We start from the raw sequence: 19,589 nt of genomic DNA, 5'->3' as shown, positions 1-19,589 counted from the left end.
GTGGTGATTATGGCTTCATCCATTATTAATAAATTTCCTATGACGAGGGAAGGTTTTGAGAATATGCAAGCCGAACTTGAAAAATTAAAGGAAGAAAAACCTTCTGTGATACAGGCTATTTCTGATGCTCGTGATCAAGGTGATTTGTCTGAAAACGCAGAGTATCATGCAGCACGGGAAAGGTTAGGTTTTATTGAAGGCCGTATAATGGAGATAGAAAGTAAGCTCTCACATGCGGAAGTAATAGAAGTAAAAAATTTGTCTGGTGATTCAGTAATGTTTGGTGCAACTGTGACATTAAGCATGTTAAGTGATAATAACGGTGAAGTGGAATATGTTTATAAGGTTGTAGGCGAATATGAAGCTGATGTTTCAAAGCAGTTAATATCTACTAGTTCACCACTTGGGAGTGCCTTAATCGGCAAAAAAGTCGGTGAATATGTGGAAGTGACAGTGCCAAATGGAGAGAAATTGTATAAAATAGTTAAGATTGAATTTAAGTAAATTATTATGGTACAGGCCACTTATGCTTCAATGAGTCTACCAGGTATTTCTTCTGTGGAAGATGTATTAGAGGATGCTCGTTCCGGTAAATTATTCATTTTAGTTGATGATGAAAATAGAGAAAATGAAGGCGATTTGATTGTCTTAGCTGAGAAAATAAAGCCGGAACATATGGCTTTTATGGTTAGGTACGGTACAGGGGTTGTTTGCTTAGCAATGACTAAATTTCACATGAAAAGGTTGGGCCTTAATTTCATGGAAAAGAAAAATATTGGTGAAAATCATACCGCATTTACTACATCAATTGATGCACGTTATGGCATTACAACCGGTGTTTCAGCAGAGGATAGAACGAAAACTATACATGCTGCTATCAACAAGGATGGTACTCAGGATGACATCATAACTCCAGGTCATGTTTTTCCTGTAATTGCACATAAAGGTGGGGTGGCACAACGTGCTGGTCATACTGAAGCGAGTGTTGAAATGGCGAAGTTAGTAGGGTTTGATCATTCAGCAGTTATTTGTGAATTAGTGAATGATGATGGCTCTATGATGCGCTTACCTCAGTTACTTAAATTTGCTGAACAACATAAAATTAAGTTAACTACCATCGACAAACTTATCAGTTACGTTAAAAATTTAAACTAGCGTTTATAAATTTGTATAATTTAAGTGTTAAAATATAGAATTTCTATAAATTATACAAGCACAGAATTTTCATGTTTAGAGTTGCTAAGTTTTTGACCTTATTGTTCTTTTTTGCATATTGTAATAATGCTTACTCTATTAACATTATTAGAGATAGTGAAGTGGAAGCAATAGTGAAAGAGCTAGCGCAACCTTTATTTTCTGCTGCGGATATTGATCATGAGCAAATAAAAGTTTTTATAATTAATGACAATTCGATTAATGCTTTTGTAATTAACAATAACAGTATTTTCATTCATTTAGGACTTTTACAATATTCGGCTAAACCTTATGTCCTGCTTGGTATATTAGCACATGAGATTGCTCACATATCTGCTGGTCATATATTGCAAATGAGTAGTGCTATGGGTTATTTTCAATCGATAGCAATGATTAGTTATATGGTAGGATTAGTTTCTAGTATTATCATTAACCCTCAGGTTGCTGGTGCAATTTTGCTTAGTGGTGTAGCGTTTAGTTCAAGGCTATTTTTTAACTATTCTCAAGAGCAAGAAAGTGTAGCAGATAGCTATGCTTTAAGGTATCTTGATGAATCTGGCTATGATAATTCAGGTATGAAAGAGATTTTTGATTATTTTAAAAGTATTGAGCATGAGAACACCGAGGAATATTTCCGCACTCACCCACTTAGTGAGAAACGCATATTTGCTGTACAAAATTATAAGGTTAAAAACAACGTAAAACCAATTTTTGCGGATAAGTTACTAAAGTTTGAGCGTGTGGTTGCAAAGCTAGACTCTTTCTTTGCTCCTATTCATGTGTTATCTAATAAATATGAAGATAATTCTGAGTATGTAAATGCTATAGTTTGCTATAGGCAAGGAAAGATAGAAGAGGCTATTGCTAAAGTTAACTCATTGATTCAAGAATCACACAGTGATCCATACCTATATGAATTAAAAGCAGAAATGCTATACAAGGCTGGAAATTTAAGTGAAGCAATAAAAATGTATGAGGAATCGCTTAGGTATTTATCTGAGAAAAACAGTTATTTAGTGAAACTTGCATTATCTCATACTTTATTATTACACGGTGATGCAAAAAAGGCGATTTTTTACCTGGAGCAGATTTTGAATGTAGAACCAAATAACGCTTTTGTCTGGAAATATTTAAGCATTGCATATAAATGTGAAGCTGATACGGCAATGCATTATTTTGCCTTGACAAAAAAGGCTTGTATTGAAGGTGATTTAAAGCAATTTATGAAATACGCTGAGTTAGCTGTTAAAACTCTACCAAAAGATAGCCCTTATTTGTTGCAAGTTGAAGATATGAAGCGGTTTAATGGATAACAAAAAAGCATTTCTGCACTTTTTGGATTATTTTTGTCCACACTTTTCCAACATAGTTTTTGCTTCATCGCTTACGTTGGGCATAATTTTCGTTATGATAGTTTTAGCGCCAAAAAATACACCACAGAACATGCCAAGAGCAAAGAGGGCTGGCCACGGCATCCTGCCAAATATTGCAAGCAAAGCTGCACCAATTATTACTACCGTCATAAGTGGACCGCCTATCCCCCAAACATAACCAATAATATTGCATATTACTTTAGTTGTGTCATCCATATCAACACCAGGGTTATCTGCATAACCTGAGAAAGAGAAAAGCAATACTACACACAAAACACCAAAAAATCCTATTATAGAGCTCATTTTTTTGCCTCTAAATAATAAATTAACGCAAACCTAAACCTACACATATTTTTATTTTAAAGTAAAAATTATAATTTGTCCATACATAAGTGTTGCTACATAAATAACCCACCATTAATGTTAAGCACATGCCCTGTTATATATTTTGCTTCATCACTTGCTAAAAATAAGACCCCTGCTGCTATTTCTTCCCCTGTTCCCATTCTTTTCATTGGAATATTATCTAATATTTTTCCCTTTTGCACTTCATTTAAAACTTCAGTCATTTTAGTATCTATAAACCCAGGAGCAATACAATTTACTGTTATATTACGACTTGCAACTTCTTTTGCTATAGATTTGCTCATAGCTATTATTCCAGCTTTAGACGCCGCATAATTTGCTTGCCCGGCGTTTCCTGTCAGCCCTATTATTGAGGAAATATTTATAATTCTTCCCCAATTATTCTTAATTAGTCTCTTACATGCTTCTCTACTCAGCTTAAATGTAGAACTCAAGTTAATATCAATTACTTTTTGCCATATTTCATCTGTCATTCTCAGTAATAAACTGTCTCGCGTAATGCCCGCATTGCATACAAGCCCGTCAAAGCCTTCCATCAACTCACTTGCTCTATTTATTAGTTGATTTACTTCCTCAGCATTTGATAAGTCACAAGGGAGTATGTGTATGTTTTTTTCATATTGTTTAGCAACTTCTTCGAGCACTTCTTTTTTTGTGCCAGAAATACATAAAGTTGCTCCAGCTTTGTGCATAATTTTTACAATTGCTTGCCCTATTCCGCCTGATGCGCCAGTGATCAGGAACTTTCTGCTTTCCAATCCAAACATAATAACTTTATATTATCTTAATTCCTAACAGAATATCGACTGGTTGGCAATAGATTTCTTACATAATATAAGTAACTCAGATATTCACAAAATAAAGGAAAAGTTATAATAAAGTTAAACGTCAAAAAATTTTAAAAACATAATTGATGCAGGAATTGTTACTAAATAGTTTATTCTGGTGCTCTACAGTCTAAATGGAATGCTTAAATTATAGATTCTTTGTTTTTGTGTGTTATCTTGAGTTAACACAAATTCACAGTAGTATTATGATAAGTAAGTTAAAAAAGCTTAGCGCTGGATTTTCTTTGACAGGCTTGATTGGCCATGGTGATAATATAAATATGCAAGGAGCAAAAAATAAAAAGAAGAAGTACCCAAAATTTTTGGATAAGACGTTTGCATTGATTGATGCAGTGATAAATTTTATTTTAAAACGCGAAAGTAATAACGTAAATGAAGTCCTGAAAGTAACATGGGGACCACTATTTTTTGGTCTGGTAGTAATACTCATCTTTTTTGGGATAGGTGGTATTTGGTCGGCTATAGCTCCAATTGACGGTGCGGTGCATGCAAGTGGAGAAGTTATTGTATCTTCAAATAGGAAAATAGTTCAACACTTGGGTGGAGGAATAATAAGCAAAATTTTAGTAAAAGAGAGCCAAGCGGTTAAAAAAGATGAGCCTTTAGTTTTATTAAGTGATGTTAACGAGAAGGCGAATTTAAGTATCATCAAAGAGAAGCTCTTATCATTTTTAGCAACAGAAGCAAGGCTTCTTGCAATCAGAGTAGATTTGGACACACTAGAATTTTCTGATGAGGTTAAAAAATTATCTAACGATGAACTTGTAAATAAAGTGATAAAGAATCAAGTAAAGTTGTTCAACTCTCAGAGAAAGAGCATATTGGGAAAAACAGACATACTGCAACAACGTATAAAGCAGTTAAATGATGAATTAGCGGGGCTAAACTTTCAACTAAATGCAGCTCATAAGCAATATGACTTGATAACTGAGGAGTTGGAAACAAAAAGACAATTACTTGATAGTGGCCATATAAGCAAACCACACATTTTAGCTTTAGAAAAACAGTTTGCTGAAATTGAAGGCAGAGTTGGACATTACCGTTCTGCAATATCTCAAGTGCAGCAAAAAATTGGAGAGAACGAATTAGAAATTATAAACGTAAAAAATGATTCTCAAGAAAGAGCAAACGCTGAACTTAAGGAAGTTAGTACGTCTATTGCAGACTTGAAAGAGAGGCTGATGGTTGCTGAAGATTCATTGGCACGTACAATAATTAAATCGCCTCAAGATGGGATAGTTACAGATATAAGATACCATACTGAAGGTGGTGTTATACAATCTGGAGTTCCGATCATGAGCGTAGTGCCATCGGATGATGACCTAATAATAGATGCTAAAATTCAGACCAGAAACATAGAAGAGGTACTGTCAGCACAAAAGAAAGATAGCAACATAGTCTCTATTGATGGGCTAGAAGGGCTAAAGGTTAAAGTCCGGTTAAGTGCTTACAGTGCACGTCGTTTAAGTTTAATTAGTGGTATAGTAAGCCATATTTCTCCTGACGCTCTTGATGATCCAAGACTAGGGCGTTATTATTCAGTGCGCGTAGTGATACCAAAGTCAGAGCTTGCTCAATTTAAAAATGTATACCTATACCCTGGTATGCCAGCAGAAGTGTACATAGTTACTCAATCCCGTACTCTTTTATCATTCTTGTTTACGCCTATAATTGCAACAGTCGATAGGTCTTTTATAGAAAGGTAGCTCACTCGTTAAAGTAGTAGTGAAAGTGCCGTAATAAAATTTAGGTACATAATTAGACAATAGGCTTCTTGACCTTACCCAGAAAAAGTGGAGAGAAAGAAAGGAGTTTTTTCGGGTAAAATAAAATTTTGGAGGATTAGAAATGGCAAGAGAATATACGGCAGAATTCAAATTGGAAGCTGTTAAGCTGACAAATGAACAAAGAAAGGTAGGTCAACCAGTTGCAAAAGTAGCAAGAGATCTAGGAATAAGGGATAGTGTATTAGGAAAATGGATGAAGAAATATAACGAAAAAAAGTCAGCGGCAAATGCATTTCCAGATGTAGCACCTTATGACAAAGAGAGATTTGATTTACAAAGCAAGAGTAACAAGGGAAAGAGACATTTTAAAAAAAGCCCTGGCCAGTCAAAAAGAGTAAAATATTTTTTCATAAAAGAGCATAGTAAACACTATAAAGTGCAGGAATTATGTAGGGTTTTCTGCTAGTGGCTACTATAAGTGGACTACAAGGAAAATAAGCAGTAGAGAATCAGCAAATAAAGAGTTATTAGCAGATATTCAAAAAATATATAAGCTTCTAAATGTAGATATGGAGCTCCTAAAATTCATGCTGAATTAAAGGCTTTGGGTAAAAGTTGCAACTTAAAAACAGTGCAAAGTATTATGCAGAAAAATGGTATTCAGGCTATATTGAGAAGAAAATTTAAAATTAAGAAACAACAAACGGACAGTAGCTCCCAATATATTAGACCAAAACTTTATTGTCGATCAACCAAATAAAGTATGGGATTACTTATATAAAAACCAAAGAAGGATGGCTATATTTGGCAACAATAATCGATCTATATTCACGCATGGTAGTTAATGAGCAGTTCAATAAATAAACAATTGGTTATGGACTCTTTATTAATGGCCGTTAACAAGCGTAAACCTGTTAAAAATCTACTGCTGCACAGTGACCAAGGTTCACAATATACTGCGCAAGGGTATCAATATCTCTTAGCTGTAAAGAATATAGATGAGTAATAAAGGTTGTTGTTACGACAATTCTGTTGTGGAAAGCTTCTTCAGTTCTCTAAAAAGGGAGTTACCAATAGACACCTCTCGGCACTCTAAACAGCATACCAAAACTGCTATATTTGAATATATAGAAATTTTTTATAACAAACAACGTCACTATTAACTATTGCATTCCAGAACAATTTGATGCATCATTCTTTTTGTAAAAAACATTCCAAACTTTCTCTCCACTTTTTCTGGGTAAGGTCATCATAGCATTAGTTAGATGCATTAGAATTGATCATGATGATGTACATATAATGTTTAGGTTTCAAGAACTTGCTCTGGAAATGCAAAAAAAAATGTTCAACATTATGTCGCGAGTCAAACTTAGGGTATTTGGCGTCTCATGTTTAATTTTTCGCACTACGTGCATCGCATGTCTTTAAAAATTTCTGGGTTTTTACCTATATAAGCCGAAACGCGCTTATAAAGCGTTACAAGACATCAAAAAATGCCAATACTCGACAGAGATAGTAAAAGACTAGCTAACACGGGGATTCTTTGTCTTTTTTTCTGCTTAGTAAACTTCTTAAACATTTGCAGCGTAAGTTAGTTGCAATTAAAAGCAGCTTAATCTTGCTTGTCAAGCGTTTAAAACATAAAAAACGCCAATATTTTAAAGCGGATAATAACCCCAGGGCTTCTTTTGCCTTTTTTTTTATTTGGTAAATTTCTTAATATTTATAGCTAAACGACAATCGTCATCCCGCTACTTGTTAGCGGGATCTAGAGATACCGCGAATGAATCGCGGTATGACGGTTTGTGGCGGCATGACGATAAGGTTTATACCTTGTCATCCCAGTGCTTGACACTGGGATGACAGCTAGCCTGACAATCGTCATCCCGCTACGTGTTAGCGGGATCTATGCTTTGAGATACTGCGAATGAATCGCGGTATGATGGTTAAGTAAGGGATCTATGCTAAGAGATGCCAAAGACCTTCATGAAACTTTGCCCATTTGGCTTCTCTAAAGATTTCGTTTACAGAATCTAGTAACTCAGCTATGCAGAATAAAAAAAGTTTGTATGGTATACAAATAGTGTGTTTTTTTATAATTATTTTCTATAATACATAAACCTTTGGTCCAAGCTGTAAATGCCACCATAGGCATTAAAAGTTAATTAACAAACTGCAATGTATAATGAAATAAAGACACTTGTAAGATTTTGATCTTGCAAATTATAGATAAGCAAATTTGTCATAAAGTTTAATAGTGTCTGTTACTGCTTTTAGGTGTGAGGCTAGAGGGTTATTAGCAGTAACAGACACTATTAAACTTATTATAGAATTTACTTAAAGTAAATACTTAATTTAAAATATTATAATATTTTTACTTACAATAGATTTATGTAAATGCTTTTTTACTCAAATTAGTATTGTACTATTATACTTGTTGAATGCTAAAAAATTATTAACCATCACTAATCTCTATTTGCATAGTAAGTTTATATATACTATTATACAGTATATCATTTAGTTTTACAGCAAACAAACAAAAGATATGGTGAAGTTATTTGCACTATTGATAATATTTTACTCAAATATATCTGTTGCCTCTGCTCCTACTTCCTGGCAATTTGGATTTCCTGCTCCTGCAACTGAAGTAATGGAGGCTGTAGTTAGGTCACATTCGTTTGTGATGCTTGTGATGGTTACAATAATGCTTTTTGTGTGGGCGCTGCTTGCTTATATAGCGTTTCGCTTTCGTAAAAGCAAAGTAACAAACATAAGTAAAACTACCCATAGTGTTCCTTTAGAAATTATTTGGTTTGTTATACCAACTATCATTGTTGGAATATTAGCCTTTGAAAACGCTAAATTACTGAAGCTACAGGAAGAAATACCGAAAGCTGATATAACACTGAAAGTTATTGGCCATCAATGGTATTGGAGTTACCAATATCCAGAATATCAAGGTGTGTCATTTGATAGTTATATTAAGGGAAAAGAAGACTTTATCGAAGGAGATTTAAAGCTATTCTCTGTTGATAACAACATCGTTTTACCCATTAATACTAATGTTCGTTTACAAGTTACAGCAGGAGATGTGATACACAGCTGGGGAGTGCCGGCTTTTGGTGTAAAAATTGATGCGATACCAGGTAGGCTGAATGAGGCGTGGTTTAATATCAAAAAGTCTGGTGTTTATTACGGGCAGTGCTATGAATTGTGTGGTCAAGGCCATGGATTTATGCCAATTGTTGTTGAAGCAGTAAGCAAAGAAGATTTTAATAAGTGGATTGAAAATAGAAAATTAGTGAGTTAAATTTGGAGTATAGATATGAGTGACGTACCAAAGGGCGTAAAGCGTTGGTTGTTTTCCACCAATCATAAAGATATAGGGACACTGTACATTATTTTTTCCATATTAGCTGGAATTATTGGTGGATTATTATCGGTGATTATTCGCACTCAGCTAATGCACATTAATATACTTAACAATAATTATCAATTATATAACGTAATGGTTACAGGGCATGCGTTGATAATGGTGTTTTTTATGATAATGCCAGCCCTCATGGGAGGATTTGGTAATTGGTTTGTGCCTCTTATGATCGGTGCACCAGATATGGCGTTTCCTCGTATGAATAATTTGAGTTTCTGGTTATTAGTGTCATCTTTTATTTTGCTCATTCTCTCAGTGTTTATTGGTGAAGGTCCAGGTACAGGTTGGACTTTATATCCACCTTTATCACAGGTAATGTCCCATCCAAGTGCAGGAGTTGACATTGCTATACTTGCACTTCATGTTGCTGGTATGTCGTCAATTGTTGGGGCGATCAACTTTATAGTTACTATATTTAACATGCGCGCAAAAGGCATGTCATTAACTAAGATGCCACTGTTTGTTTGGTCTGTCTTGCTAACAGCATTTATGTTGATTGTTGCCTTACCAGTGCTTGCCGGTGCTATAACTATGCTTCTTACTGATCGCAATATTGGTACTTCCTTTTTTGATCCTGCCGGTGGTGGCGATCCTGTGTTATTTCAACATCTATTTTGGTTTTTTGGTCATCCAGAAGTTTACGTAATTATTTTTCCTGCATTTGGCATCATAAGTCAGGTTGTATCAACTTTTTCTCACAGACCTGTATTTGGTTACATAGGGATGGTTTATGCAATGATAGGTATAGCAGTATTTGGCTTTATGGTTTGGGCTCACCATATGTTCACTGTTGGGCTTAGTGCTGACGCTGCTGCATTTTTTAGCACTACCACAATTTTTATCGGTGTTATAACTGGTGTAAAAGTCTTTAGCTGGATTGCAACTATGTGGGGCGGAGCAATTGAGTTTAAAACCCCTATGCTATTTGCACTAGGTTTTATTTTTATGTTTGTTGGCGGTGGCATAACGGGAATAATTCTTTCTCATGGTGGAATAGATAAGCTCCTGCACGACACCTATTATGTTGTTGCTCACTTCCATTATGTCATGTCACTTGCTGCATTATTTGGAGCTTTTGCTGGCTTTTATTATTGGATTGGTAAAATGTCGGGTAAACAATATAATGAGCGCTTAGGTCAAATCCACTTTTGGCTTACTTTTATTAGCACCAATATCACTTTTTTACCTCAACATTTCTTAGGATTAGCTGGTATGCCAAGGCGTATACCTGATTATCCTGATGCGTTTATCCCTTGGAATTATATATCCTCAATTGGTTCGTATATGTCCTTTGTTTCAGTTATGTTTTTTGTGTTTATAGTTATACATCTTTTTAAATGGGGCAAGAAAGCTGGAGATAATCCTTGGGGAGGTGACACCTTGGAATGGACGGTATCTTCACCACCGCCTTTTCATACTTTCGAAAAACCACCAGTGGTAAAATAGAATGTACACAAGTGTTTTGCTAAATGTTGAATCAACAATACTGGATTTTTGGCGTTTGCTGAAGCCAAGGATAATGTATCTTGTGGTATTTACTGCAGTTGCTGGTATGGTTACTGCACCAGGTAGTATGCACCCTTTTCTAGCACTAATATCTCTTATATGTGTTGCTCTTGGCTCAGGATCTGCAGGTGCTATAAATATGTGGTATGACAGAGACATAGATCTGCTCATGGAAAGGACAAAAAACCGCCCTATACCCTCAGGTAGAGTTTCTGCAGAAAGTGCGCTTGAATTTGGTATAACTCTTGGAATATTGTCAGTATTTATCATGGCAATAGCAGTAAACTATATTTCTGCTGCTTTGCTTGCTGTTAGCATATTATTTTACGTTTTCATATATACAATTTGGCTAAAAAGGCGTACTCCGCAGAATATCGTTATCGGTGGTGCAGCAGGTGCTTTCCCTCCAATGATTGGCTGGGCAGCTGTGACTAATTCTGTAAGTTGGGAAAGTTTCATTTTATTTTTAGTAATTTTTATGTGGACTCCACCACACTTTTGGGCCCTATCTTTAAATAAGTCTGAAGACTATGCAAAGGCATCAATTCCAATGTTCAATATTGTTTATGGTCCGGAAAAAACAAGAAAATATATATTAATTTATAGTGTTTTGCTGGTGCTAACTAGCTTGCTTCCGGCTCTATTTTTGAAAAAGGCTTTACTTTATCTAAGCATGGCAATTTTTGCAGGTTGCATCTTTATTTGGTACGCTATATCAATTCTCAGATTCAAGAACCACAACTCACAGAAACAAATGTTTTCTTACTCAATTTCTTATCTATTTTCCCTATTCGCCAGTATTATTTTTTGTTCTATTGATTTATTTTAATTATGAAAGAACGGCAGAAGCATAAAAACTGTTTTTTACTTTTCCTTTTGGTAATGCTCGTTGTCACACTTTTTTTTGTTTCTATAATAAAATTTAAAGGTGCAGCTTAAACTACCTTTAGAAATTGTGCTTTCATAGAAGCAACTATATACTTTATTAATTCATTACAGTTAAAGATGAGCAAAAAGGAAGTGGCAATATATACGGATGGGGCGTGTTCTGGTAATCCTGGAGCGGGAGGATGGGCAGCTATCATATTATTTCAAGATTATAGAAAAGACATTTATGGTAGAGAAGAAAATACCACAAACAATAAAATGGAGTTAACAGCGGTGATCAATGGGCTGAAAGTATTGAAATTTTCTTGTAATATTAATTTATATACGGATAGTCTTTATGTTAAACATGGCATAACAGAGTGGATAAATAAGTGGAAAATGAATGGCTGGAAAACAAGTAATAAAAAATCAGTAAAAAATATGGAATTGTGGAAAGAGCTAGACAACGTTGCTTCACAACACGAAATTGATTGGAAGTGGGTTAAAGCACACAGTGGCGATAAGTATAATGAGGAGGCTGATAGTTTAGCGAGAAAAGCAATAATCGATGCTTAAAAAAATTACTGTATTATTTTCCGTAGCTTTATTGTTCATATTGTGCTTCTTTATTTTTTTAAAGCCTTTAGAAATCAATATTAATTATATTAATTTTTATGTTAAACATAAAATATCAAAAATATTTGTTGGCTCAAGCGTTAATATGGAGAATACCTCAGTTGTTTGGCAGAAAGATGGCAAAGATCCGTATTTAGTCATTACAGATTTGGCAATAGCAAACCCTAATTTTACTATAAAAGTTCCTGAGCTTTTTGTACATTTTAAGTTAAGTTCCTTATTTAAAGCTAGCACAAATCTCTCTCAGGTTTCGGCTGATAATGTGCATGTATGTATCAATCAGAAAGAAGCTGACTTTAAAACAGTAAATTTTAATCTGCAAAACTCAGTAAAAACAATAAGGGAATTTTTTTTTGACTTAAATGCGGATTCAAAAATTGAATTTACTAACATCGCTATTGATAAAAGCACAGAAGATGAATTTTTTATTGATAGATTATATATAGGGAAGGGGGAAGATTTTAATGTTTTAGATATTCATGTGAATACAAAAGATGAAAAGGGATTTTTGGATGATTTATCAATTACGATAAAAAATCGCAACAATTTGCTAAATGTGTACGGGACATTTTATGATCTAAAATTGGGACTATTAAGCGAGTTTTCTACATTAGTTAAAAGCTACAATTTGGACAAAAATATAGGATTCAAAGGAAGCTTCTCAGTGAAAATTAATAAAAAGGATGAAATTGTAGATGGAAATATATACGTATTGAATACAGAAAATTATTTGAACAAAAATTTGGCCTTAACTAATGTAAATATAAATTTAACATATAGTGATGGAATTATTAGTGTAAAAAACTTTCATTTTAAGTTAAATGGCACGTATCTCTCTTTAATAGGCAAAATGAACTTTAGTACAAGTCATGCTTTGCTTAGAATTAATATTAGTAAGTTTGCTGCAAAAGATTTATGTACTTATGTACCAGATGGTGTAGTGAATAGTAAATTTAAAAGCTGGTATTGTGATAATATTGATGGGGATGTTTTAAATACCATTGTAAGTTTCAATGGCAAATTGGTTGATGACGATCTGTCAGACATTGTAATTGTTGCTGATATAGAAAACGGTAGCGTAAAATTTGATGAAGATTTTGAGCAAGTAAAGGAATTAAAGGGTGATTTGATTATCAAGAATAACGATCTTGAAATTACTGTAAATAGCGCTAAGTTTCAGAATTTCACTGTTAATGGTGGTGATATTGAAATGAAATCTCTAAATAAGGAAAATTCAGTTCTAACCATTAATGGCCAAGCTGTAAGTGATGCGTATGGTTTATATGAGCCTATAAGATTTAAGCTGGATGATGTGGTGAAGGTTGAAAGGGATAAAGTAAGTGGAATGGCAAAATCCGTATTTAATTTTCGCATTTTTAATCTAAATGCTGATGACAAAAAAGTAGACTTCTCAGCAAATTTTCATTCTGAAATTGACAATTTGGCCGTCTATAATGCAAGTCTTGGTAAATATGATATTAAGCTTAGTTTTGGCAGTGACTTTATAGATTTAAATGGTAGTGGTATGGTGAATAACACACAGCTATTATTTGACCTGAAAAGTAGCAATAGGAATGAAAGTTTCGCCTGGAATTTGACCGGAGATTTACCCGCTCAAATATTTAATTTTGATAGTGGCTATGTCAGTGCAAATTTAGAGTCAGTGATAAATCAAGATAAGACGGGGTATGTTAATGGTGATATAGATTTATCAGAATTTGAATCACATTCAAGCTACTTAGGGTGGAAAAATCGCTTTGAAGATCACAATAAAATTTTGTTTTCTACAAGGTTAAAAGGAGCAGGTGAATTGTTAGTAGATAAATTAGACATTGTAGGAAATGACCTAGATATAAAATTCAGCGGAAGAGTAGAAAATGGAAATTTATATTTAAATTCTAGTAGCTTTAAATTGCCTGATAATGATTTTAGTATAGAAATTGAATCAGGTAAGGAGAAAAATGCCATAACTATTTATGGTGAGGAAATTAACTTAAGTGATATTTTAGGCTTGCTTGGCAAAAACAGTAATGGATTAAATAAAGATATAGAGATTAGTATGAATGTTGACAATGTAATTATGAAAGAAGGCATCGTTATCAAAAATGCTAAGCTGAATGTAACCTGTACTAAAGGTAATTGCAAAGGAAGTCAATTTACAGGGCAGTTTCTGGAAGATAGCAGCAACATACTAGCAGAATACAGTGGAATAGGGCTCGAAATATATGCGGATAATTCAGGTATGCTTTTGCGTTCCTTAGGCATTAGTAAATCAATTAAAAACGGCAAATTGTCTTTTTATCTCTCTCCTCAGAGAGAAAGTGGAGAACATTATGGTACGTTATCCATTAGCAATTTCTACATCAAAGATGCTCCACTACTTACTACTTTATTGTCGATGTCTTCATTGCCTGGCATTGTAAATGCCATAAAAAATGAAGGTGTATACTTTTACAAATGTAATGCACCTTTTTCATACAAAGATGGCACTATTGAAATTGAAGAATCTTGGCTTGAAGGGGCGGAGTTAGGTATTAGCACTGGTGGTAAGCTCGATATTAGAAATTATAAATTCCAGGTTGCAGGACAAGTAATACCAGCATATTCAATTAATAAATCTTTGTTAAAAATTCCTATAATTGGAAAACTTCTTACTGGTGGGAAAAGTAGGGGAATCGTTTCAATAGACTATAAAGCAAGTGGTGATGACAAAAACAATAACGTATCTGTTGATCTTATCTCTTCGCTAACTCCAAACCTATTAAAGAGGTTATTGGGAGTGTTTGATCGCATTATGACAAAAACTAACGAAAGTGGCTTAAAAGGTGGTGTGAAAAAGAAATTTGGTTCGATATGACCAAAAGGGAAGTTATTTAACAAAATTATGGACAAAAATGCAAGAATTTCAGAATGATCTACCTGGTTTTTTATTTAGTTGTTTAAGTAATACCACTCCCTTTAACCTCTCTATATTTGCTGAACAACTAAAAAGGGTAGGGGGGTGGTTGTAAATTGTATCTGTTCAGCAGAGTGGCAAAATAAGGTAGACGAGAAAAGACAACTATAGGAACAAATGGGTGTCATCCCAGTGCTTGACACTGGGATGGCTTTGTTGCATCACACTTTATGAGATGGTGATTTATGGTAAATTCATGTAACTATCTCAAATTTAGCCATACCAATATCAGTGAATTTATTAAGCAAATAACATTTGAGTAGCAGTTCCCTCTCACGATTCATTTCAGATTTGTTCCTAAAACTAAATCCAAATGTTTGTTTCAGTCGCGAGAAAAAACTTTCTATATAAGATCTTTTTCCATAACTCATCTCTTTTTTCCACTTCTTTATACCATCTTCATCATATGACTTTATGAGCTTGACTGCAGAATTTCTCTCAGCCATATAGTCTAACTTTGGATGCTCTGCTGCGTTGTTTTTCGGAGGAATTTTCGTTTTTATACCATATTGATTACACAGCTTATAGAGCTTTTCTCTGTCATATGCTCTATCTGCATATAGTGCTTTTATGGCATGCTGAAAATCAACTTCTTTTAGCAAATCACAAGCTCCATAGTGATCAGAGTAGACACCGTTACTGTATTTTACAGCTATGGCTTTTTTGTTGTTTATATTCAACATTACGTGCAATTTTCTCGTTTGCTCATAGCCACGATATTTTCTGTCAGTGCTATTTTCCTTGCTGTGTGTTGTTGTATATACTAATTCCTGTACTGTCTATAGCAATTTCGATATCTTCCATATTATTTTTATCAATTCTGCAATCATTTATCTTAATATTAAGTTTCTTTTGATGCTTGTGAATAGCTGCAAATCTCTTCCTATTTGTTGCAAATACCCTTTTATAAACCCGACTGTTTGTCTTAAACCAATTCTAAAGAAACTGACGATTATATGCACCAAAATCACAACTTTATCACTATAAATATAGTTGCCGCCCTGCATTTTTGGACAATTCTCGTACCAATTTTCTATGGCGTCATTGATATAACAAAAAATGCTTCCTCTTTCTTGGAGAAATTTGTTATATTCATGGCAGTTACTGACTCTCATTTTTTGTGGCATATTTTTTCTTCAACAGTTAAATGGCTATTTATAATGAATTTTGTCAGTAACTGCCAGTTCTTTTCACTTGAGCGATGCAATAAAGCCCACTGGGATCCAGAAAATTTGATTGTGTACTATACAACATTTTCGATTAAAAGCTGGATTCCAGTGTCAAGCACTGGAATGACATCACAGGGGCACTGGAATTTTTGTTTCAATATTTGTACATTAGCCATGCATCTGAACAGATACTGTAAATTAGCTATATTACATTAGCCCATCAGATGAGTTGTAATGGTTATAATTGTCTGATAAGTGATCTCTAACATCGTGACCTAACTCATTGGCATCAGGCTTAACTTCGTGATCTAACTCATTAGCATCGAGCTTAAACAAAGAAGGATTATCATCAGATTGTTGATTAGACTCTTTCTCTTTCGACCCAAATAACCATGAAAAGAGTGATGAGATAGAATCAATAATGGATTTAATTGTTGAAAAAATATTGGATAAGAAATTACTGGGTTGCTGAGTATCCTCTTCGGCTGATTCTGGTTCAGGCTCTTTTCCTGCTGTGTCATCCACATCTTCTTCAGGTTTACTTCTGCTTATAAGTGTCTTATCTAACCATTTGAATATATTCTTGTCTAGATTATGAAAATACATTTGACTTATCTCCTTATTTTCATCAACGTAAATCACTAAAGTTGTATTCTCATTCCCCAATCCATCACATTCACTAACGAGCGATTCATGAGAGTTCTTAATGTCTTTGATAAATTGAAGTTTTTCTTCTTCTGCTGAAAGATAATCTCTGTGTTCTGCTCTATAAGTGGTGCCTTTGTATTTAAAACTAAACATTGATTCACGATCTTCATATTCATCTAGTCCAGAATTCTTGACACGTTGTATAATTTGAAATTTCTCTGCTTCTGAAAGGTCCTTGAGGTATATACTACCAGTTGTATCTTTATATTTAAATTTAAACATCCATCCATGGTCTTCATATTCATCTAGTCCAGAACTCTTGACACGTTGTATAATTTGAAATTTCTCTTCTTCTGAAAGGTTTAGGCGGTATACACTACCAGTTGTACCTATGTATTTAAAAATAAAACTCCATCCATCGTATTTATATTCATCTACACCCATCTGCTTGCAAATAGCTTTATAATTTTTTTCTTCTACTTCTCGTCCAACAACATTTGCTATGAGTTCAGTATCCTGAGTACTCAAATCTTTGACTGTTGCCGATGGTGAAAAACGCAATTGAAATATGTGGCCTAGCTCATGACCTAGAACAAAATCCATGGCACTTTGCTTATATGTCAGAATATTCTGACAATCTGTTACTCCTCGTGTAATATATCCTGGACCACCATCTTCATCTATGCCGAGAAGATTGTTATACTTTGTATAATCGCTTCTATTATTAAAAATGTAAACCGTTATATCTTTAATTATGCTACTATCTTTGAAGCAAAACTTTTCTTTAAATGCCTCATAGGCAGTTTTAATGTCTGTTTCTATTTGGTTTTGTTCTTGCTCAGATAAGTTGTCGTATTTTATAGTACAATTTATATACCCGTATTTAACGGTAAAGCTGTTAGACAAAACATCATGTATATTTGTGGAAAAATAATTGAACTGCTTTGACTCAGCTTCCTTATACAATTGATGCCCATATTTATCCCTAGAATACTTTGGTAGTTTAGGTACTTTGGCAATTAAGTTTTTGTTACTATCAAAAAAAGAAATGTCTGTATTACCAATCCTAAAATCCGTTATAGATTGCCCGCAAGTACCATCGTTTGCACAATCATGATTATCTTTCTTATTAAACCATGCGTTGGTGTATTTTTCCATTTTGATACTTCACTACCAAATCTTACTATATTATTATCTTGGTAAAAATCATAATAATTCGTTAACTTGTGTTTTAAATTTATGTATCAAGTATATCCCATAAAGTGCCAATTGTGAGGCTAATGAACTTTATTTGTTTGAAACTTTGCTGAAATAGCTCTTTTTATACTATGTTTTATATAGCTAAACTGACTTACGACAATTTGAAAAACAAAAATTCGTCATTCCGCTACTATAGTATTTTCTAAAACGAATGATAAACGTCTAAAATGGTATTACCAACTAAAAGGTGTAAGTCTGTACATTGATGCATTAGAGGTCTGAGGCGACTTTTGATGGTGTGCCAACAATGCTCTATCGGATTTAGATCTTACTATTACCCACAAATATAAATGTTTGTTGCATAGCTCTTAATGGCATAACTTTTGCTTGAAATAACTGTTTATATGGTGCAATTTACAGCTTTTAGTTGCTAAAATTATAACTCTTAGTTTAATAATTTTAATCTAATAAGCTTTCAGGTTAATAAAATTAAATTATTTGAGTAAATACAATACTATGTTTTTATTTGTGGGTAATAGTAAGCGCTAACAAGCAGCGGGATGACGATTGTCAGGGTGTCATCCAAGTAGCCTCCCTCTCCTGTCATCCCAGTGCCCTCTTCTTGTCATCCCAGTGCCCCTATAATGTCATCCCAGTGCGTGACACTGGGATCTCATTTTACTTTATGATGATGTCATGAAAGTAGCTAACACTGGGATCCAGAAGACTTAATTTCAACCAAATAATAAAGGCTAGATCCCAGTGTCTGGGCACTGGGATGACAGCAGTCCTACGTCATACCGCGATTCATTCGCGGTATCTCAGCCGCTAACAAGAGATCCCGCTAACAAGCAGCGGGATGACGATTGTCAGGGTGTCATCCCAGTGCCCCTATGATGTCATCCCAGTGCCCAGACACTGGGATCCAGAAAACTTAATTGCAAGTAATGCATTGGGTTTGGTGAGTATGGGTTTTGCGTTATAGAATGAAACATTTTTGGTGAATTTGTAAAGAAAACTGGATCCCAGTGTCTGGGCACTGGGATAACAGCAGTCCTACGTCATACCGCGATTCATTCGCGGTATCTCAGCCGCTAACAAGAGATCCCGCTAACAAGTAGCGGGATGACGGTTGTTGTTTAGCTACAAACGTTAAGAAATTTACCAAGTGAAAAAAAAGGCAAAAGAAGCCCTGGGGTTATTATCCGCTTTAAAATATTGGCGTTTTTTATGTTTTAAACGCTTGACAAGCGAAATTCAGCTGCTTTTAATTGCAACTAACCTACGCTGCAAATGTTTAAGAAATTTACCAAGCAGAAAAAAAGACAAAGAATCCCCGAGTTAGCTAGTCTTTTACTATCTCTGTCGAGTATTGGCATTTTTTGATGTCTTGTAACGCTTTATAAGCGCGTTCAGCTTATTTAGATAAAAATCTAGATGTAGATGAAGTTTTGTAAAGACATACAGTATCTATATACTGCAAAAAATTGAACATAAGACGCCGATACATTAAGTAATCCTTACCTTTTAATCTGCAGATTGGCGAAAGCAAATACAATAGCTTCAGTTTCATGATACGGGGGCTGGCGGAGTTTGTCAAGTAAGTTTTTCGTTTCTATGTTGTCAGCTACCTGAATATTGATCATACGGGTTCCATCTGTTATATATA

The 19,589-nt window shown here is 34.4% G+C and carries 13 protein-coding genes and 2 pseudogenes; 11 read left to right on the top strand and 4 right to left on the bottom strand.

Annotated elements, in window-relative coordinates; genetic code table 11:
* Positions 1–9: 9 nt before the first annotated feature.
* From greA to EA652_RS02575, 3 genes are all read left to right on the top strand, one after another.
* Positions 10–504, top strand: coding sequence for a transcription elongation factor GreA (gene greA / locus EA652_RS02585; RefSeq protein ID WP_007549342.1), 495 nt, complete (start codon positions 10–12; stop codon positions 502–504).
* A gap of 6 nt (positions 505–510) precedes the next feature.
* Positions 511–1,155 carry a 3,4-dihydroxy-2-butanone-4-phosphate synthase gene (gene ribB, locus EA652_RS02580; RefSeq protein WP_007549343.1) on the top strand — a complete coding sequence of 215 codons (645 nt, stop codon included), beginning with the start codon at positions 511–513 and terminating at the stop codon, positions 1,153–1,155.
* A 71-nt stretch (positions 1,156–1,226) separates the two neighbouring features.
* On the top strand, positions 1,227–2,507 hold the full coding sequence (locus EA652_RS02575) for a M48 family metalloprotease (protein WP_012673175.1): 1,281 nt from the start codon (positions 1,227–1,229) through the stop codon (positions 2,505–2,507).
* A gap of 27 nt (positions 2,508–2,534) precedes the next feature.
* On the opposite strand, the gene EA652_RS02570 is transcribed toward EA652_RS02575, so the two are convergent.
* Positions 2,535–2,870 (bottom strand): TrbC/VirB2 family protein, encoded by a 336-nt coding sequence (locus EA652_RS02570; RefSeq protein ID WP_007550269.1) that lies wholly within the window; start codon positions 2,868–2,870, stop codon positions 2,535–2,537.
* Between the two features lie 95 nt (positions 2,871–2,965).
* On the bottom strand, positions 2,966–3,700 hold the full coding sequence (gene fabG / locus EA652_RS02565) for a 3-oxoacyl-[acyl-carrier-protein] reductase (protein ID WP_007549473.1): 735 nt from the start codon (positions 3,698–3,700) through the stop codon (positions 2,966–2,968).
* 266 nt (positions 3,701–3,966) lie between these two features.
* Between fabG and EA652_RS02560 the strand changes: the two genes are divergently transcribed.
* The 7 genes and pseudogenes from EA652_RS02560 to EA652_RS02520 all read left to right on the top strand — a co-directional run bounded on the left by EA652_RS02560 (position 3,967) and on the right by EA652_RS02520 (position 14,804).
* Positions 3,967–5,487 (top strand): HlyD family type I secretion periplasmic adaptor subunit, encoded by a 1,521-nt coding sequence (locus EA652_RS02560; RefSeq protein ID WP_007549478.1) that lies wholly within the window; start codon positions 3,967–3,969, stop codon positions 5,485–5,487.
* A 142-nt stretch (positions 5,488–5,629) separates the two neighbouring features.
* Positions 5,630–6,714 (top strand): annotated as a pseudogene (locus tag EA652_RS07640) (IS3 family transposase).
* 1,339 nt (positions 6,715–8,053) lie between these two features.
* Positions 8,054–8,818 carry a cytochrome c oxidase subunit II gene (gene coxB / locus EA652_RS02540; RefSeq protein ID WP_012673173.1) on the top strand — a complete coding sequence of 255 codons (765 nt, stop codon included), beginning with the start codon at positions 8,054–8,056 and terminating at the stop codon, positions 8,816–8,818.
* A gap of 15 nt (positions 8,819–8,833) precedes the next feature.
* The gene (gene ctaD, locus EA652_RS02535) at positions 8,834–10,384 is read left to right on the top strand and encodes a cytochrome c oxidase subunit I (protein WP_006280406.1); all 1,551 of its coding nucleotides are present in this window, start codon (positions 8,834–8,836) and stop codon (positions 10,382–10,384) included.
* A 1-nt stretch (position 10,385) separates the two neighbouring features.
* The gene (locus EA652_RS02530; protein ID WP_007548955.1) at positions 10,386–11,273 is read left to right on the top strand and encodes a heme o synthase; all 888 of its coding nucleotides are present in this window, start codon (positions 10,386–10,388) and stop codon (positions 11,271–11,273) included.
* Positions 11,274–11,449: 176 nt separating this feature from the next.
* On the top strand, positions 11,450–11,887 hold the full coding sequence (gene rnhA, locus EA652_RS02525; protein ID WP_007548952.1) for a ribonuclease HI: 438 nt from the start codon (positions 11,450–11,452) through the stop codon (positions 11,885–11,887).
* On the top strand, positions 11,880–14,804 hold the full coding sequence (locus tag EA652_RS02520; RefSeq protein WP_012673172.1) for a YhdP family protein: 2,925 nt from the start codon (positions 11,880–11,882) through the stop codon (positions 14,802–14,804). Before rnhA ends, EA652_RS02520 begins: the two co-directional genes overlap by 8 nt.
* Before the next feature lie 293 nt (positions 14,805–15,097).
* Here EA652_RS02520 and EA652_RS07635 read toward each other — a convergent pair.
* Positions 15,098–16,030 (bottom strand): annotated as a pseudogene (locus EA652_RS07635) (IS5 family transposase).
* A 249-nt stretch (positions 16,031–16,279) separates the two neighbouring features.
* Positions 16,280–17,878, bottom strand: a complete 1,599-nt coding sequence (locus EA652_RS02500; RefSeq protein WP_012673171.1) for a hypothetical protein — start codon at positions 17,876–17,878, stop codon at positions 16,280–16,282.
* A gap of 901 nt (positions 17,879–18,779) precedes the next feature.
* Between EA652_RS02500 and EA652_RS07530 the strand changes: the two genes are divergently transcribed.
* Positions 18,780–18,905 carry a WPE palindromic element domain-containing protein gene (locus EA652_RS07530; protein WP_144078584.1) on the top strand — a complete coding sequence of 42 codons (126 nt, stop codon included), beginning with the start codon at positions 18,780–18,782 and terminating at the stop codon, positions 18,903–18,905.
* Positions 18,906–19,589 lie beyond the last annotated feature (684 nt).

It is taken from the genome of Wolbachia endosymbiont of Drosophila ananassae, assembly GCF_008033215.1.
Classification (GTDB): domain Bacteria; phylum Pseudomonadota; class Alphaproteobacteria; order Rickettsiales; family Anaplasmataceae; genus Wolbachia; species Wolbachia pipientis.
This window is presented reverse-complemented; position numbering and strand designations above follow the sequence as displayed.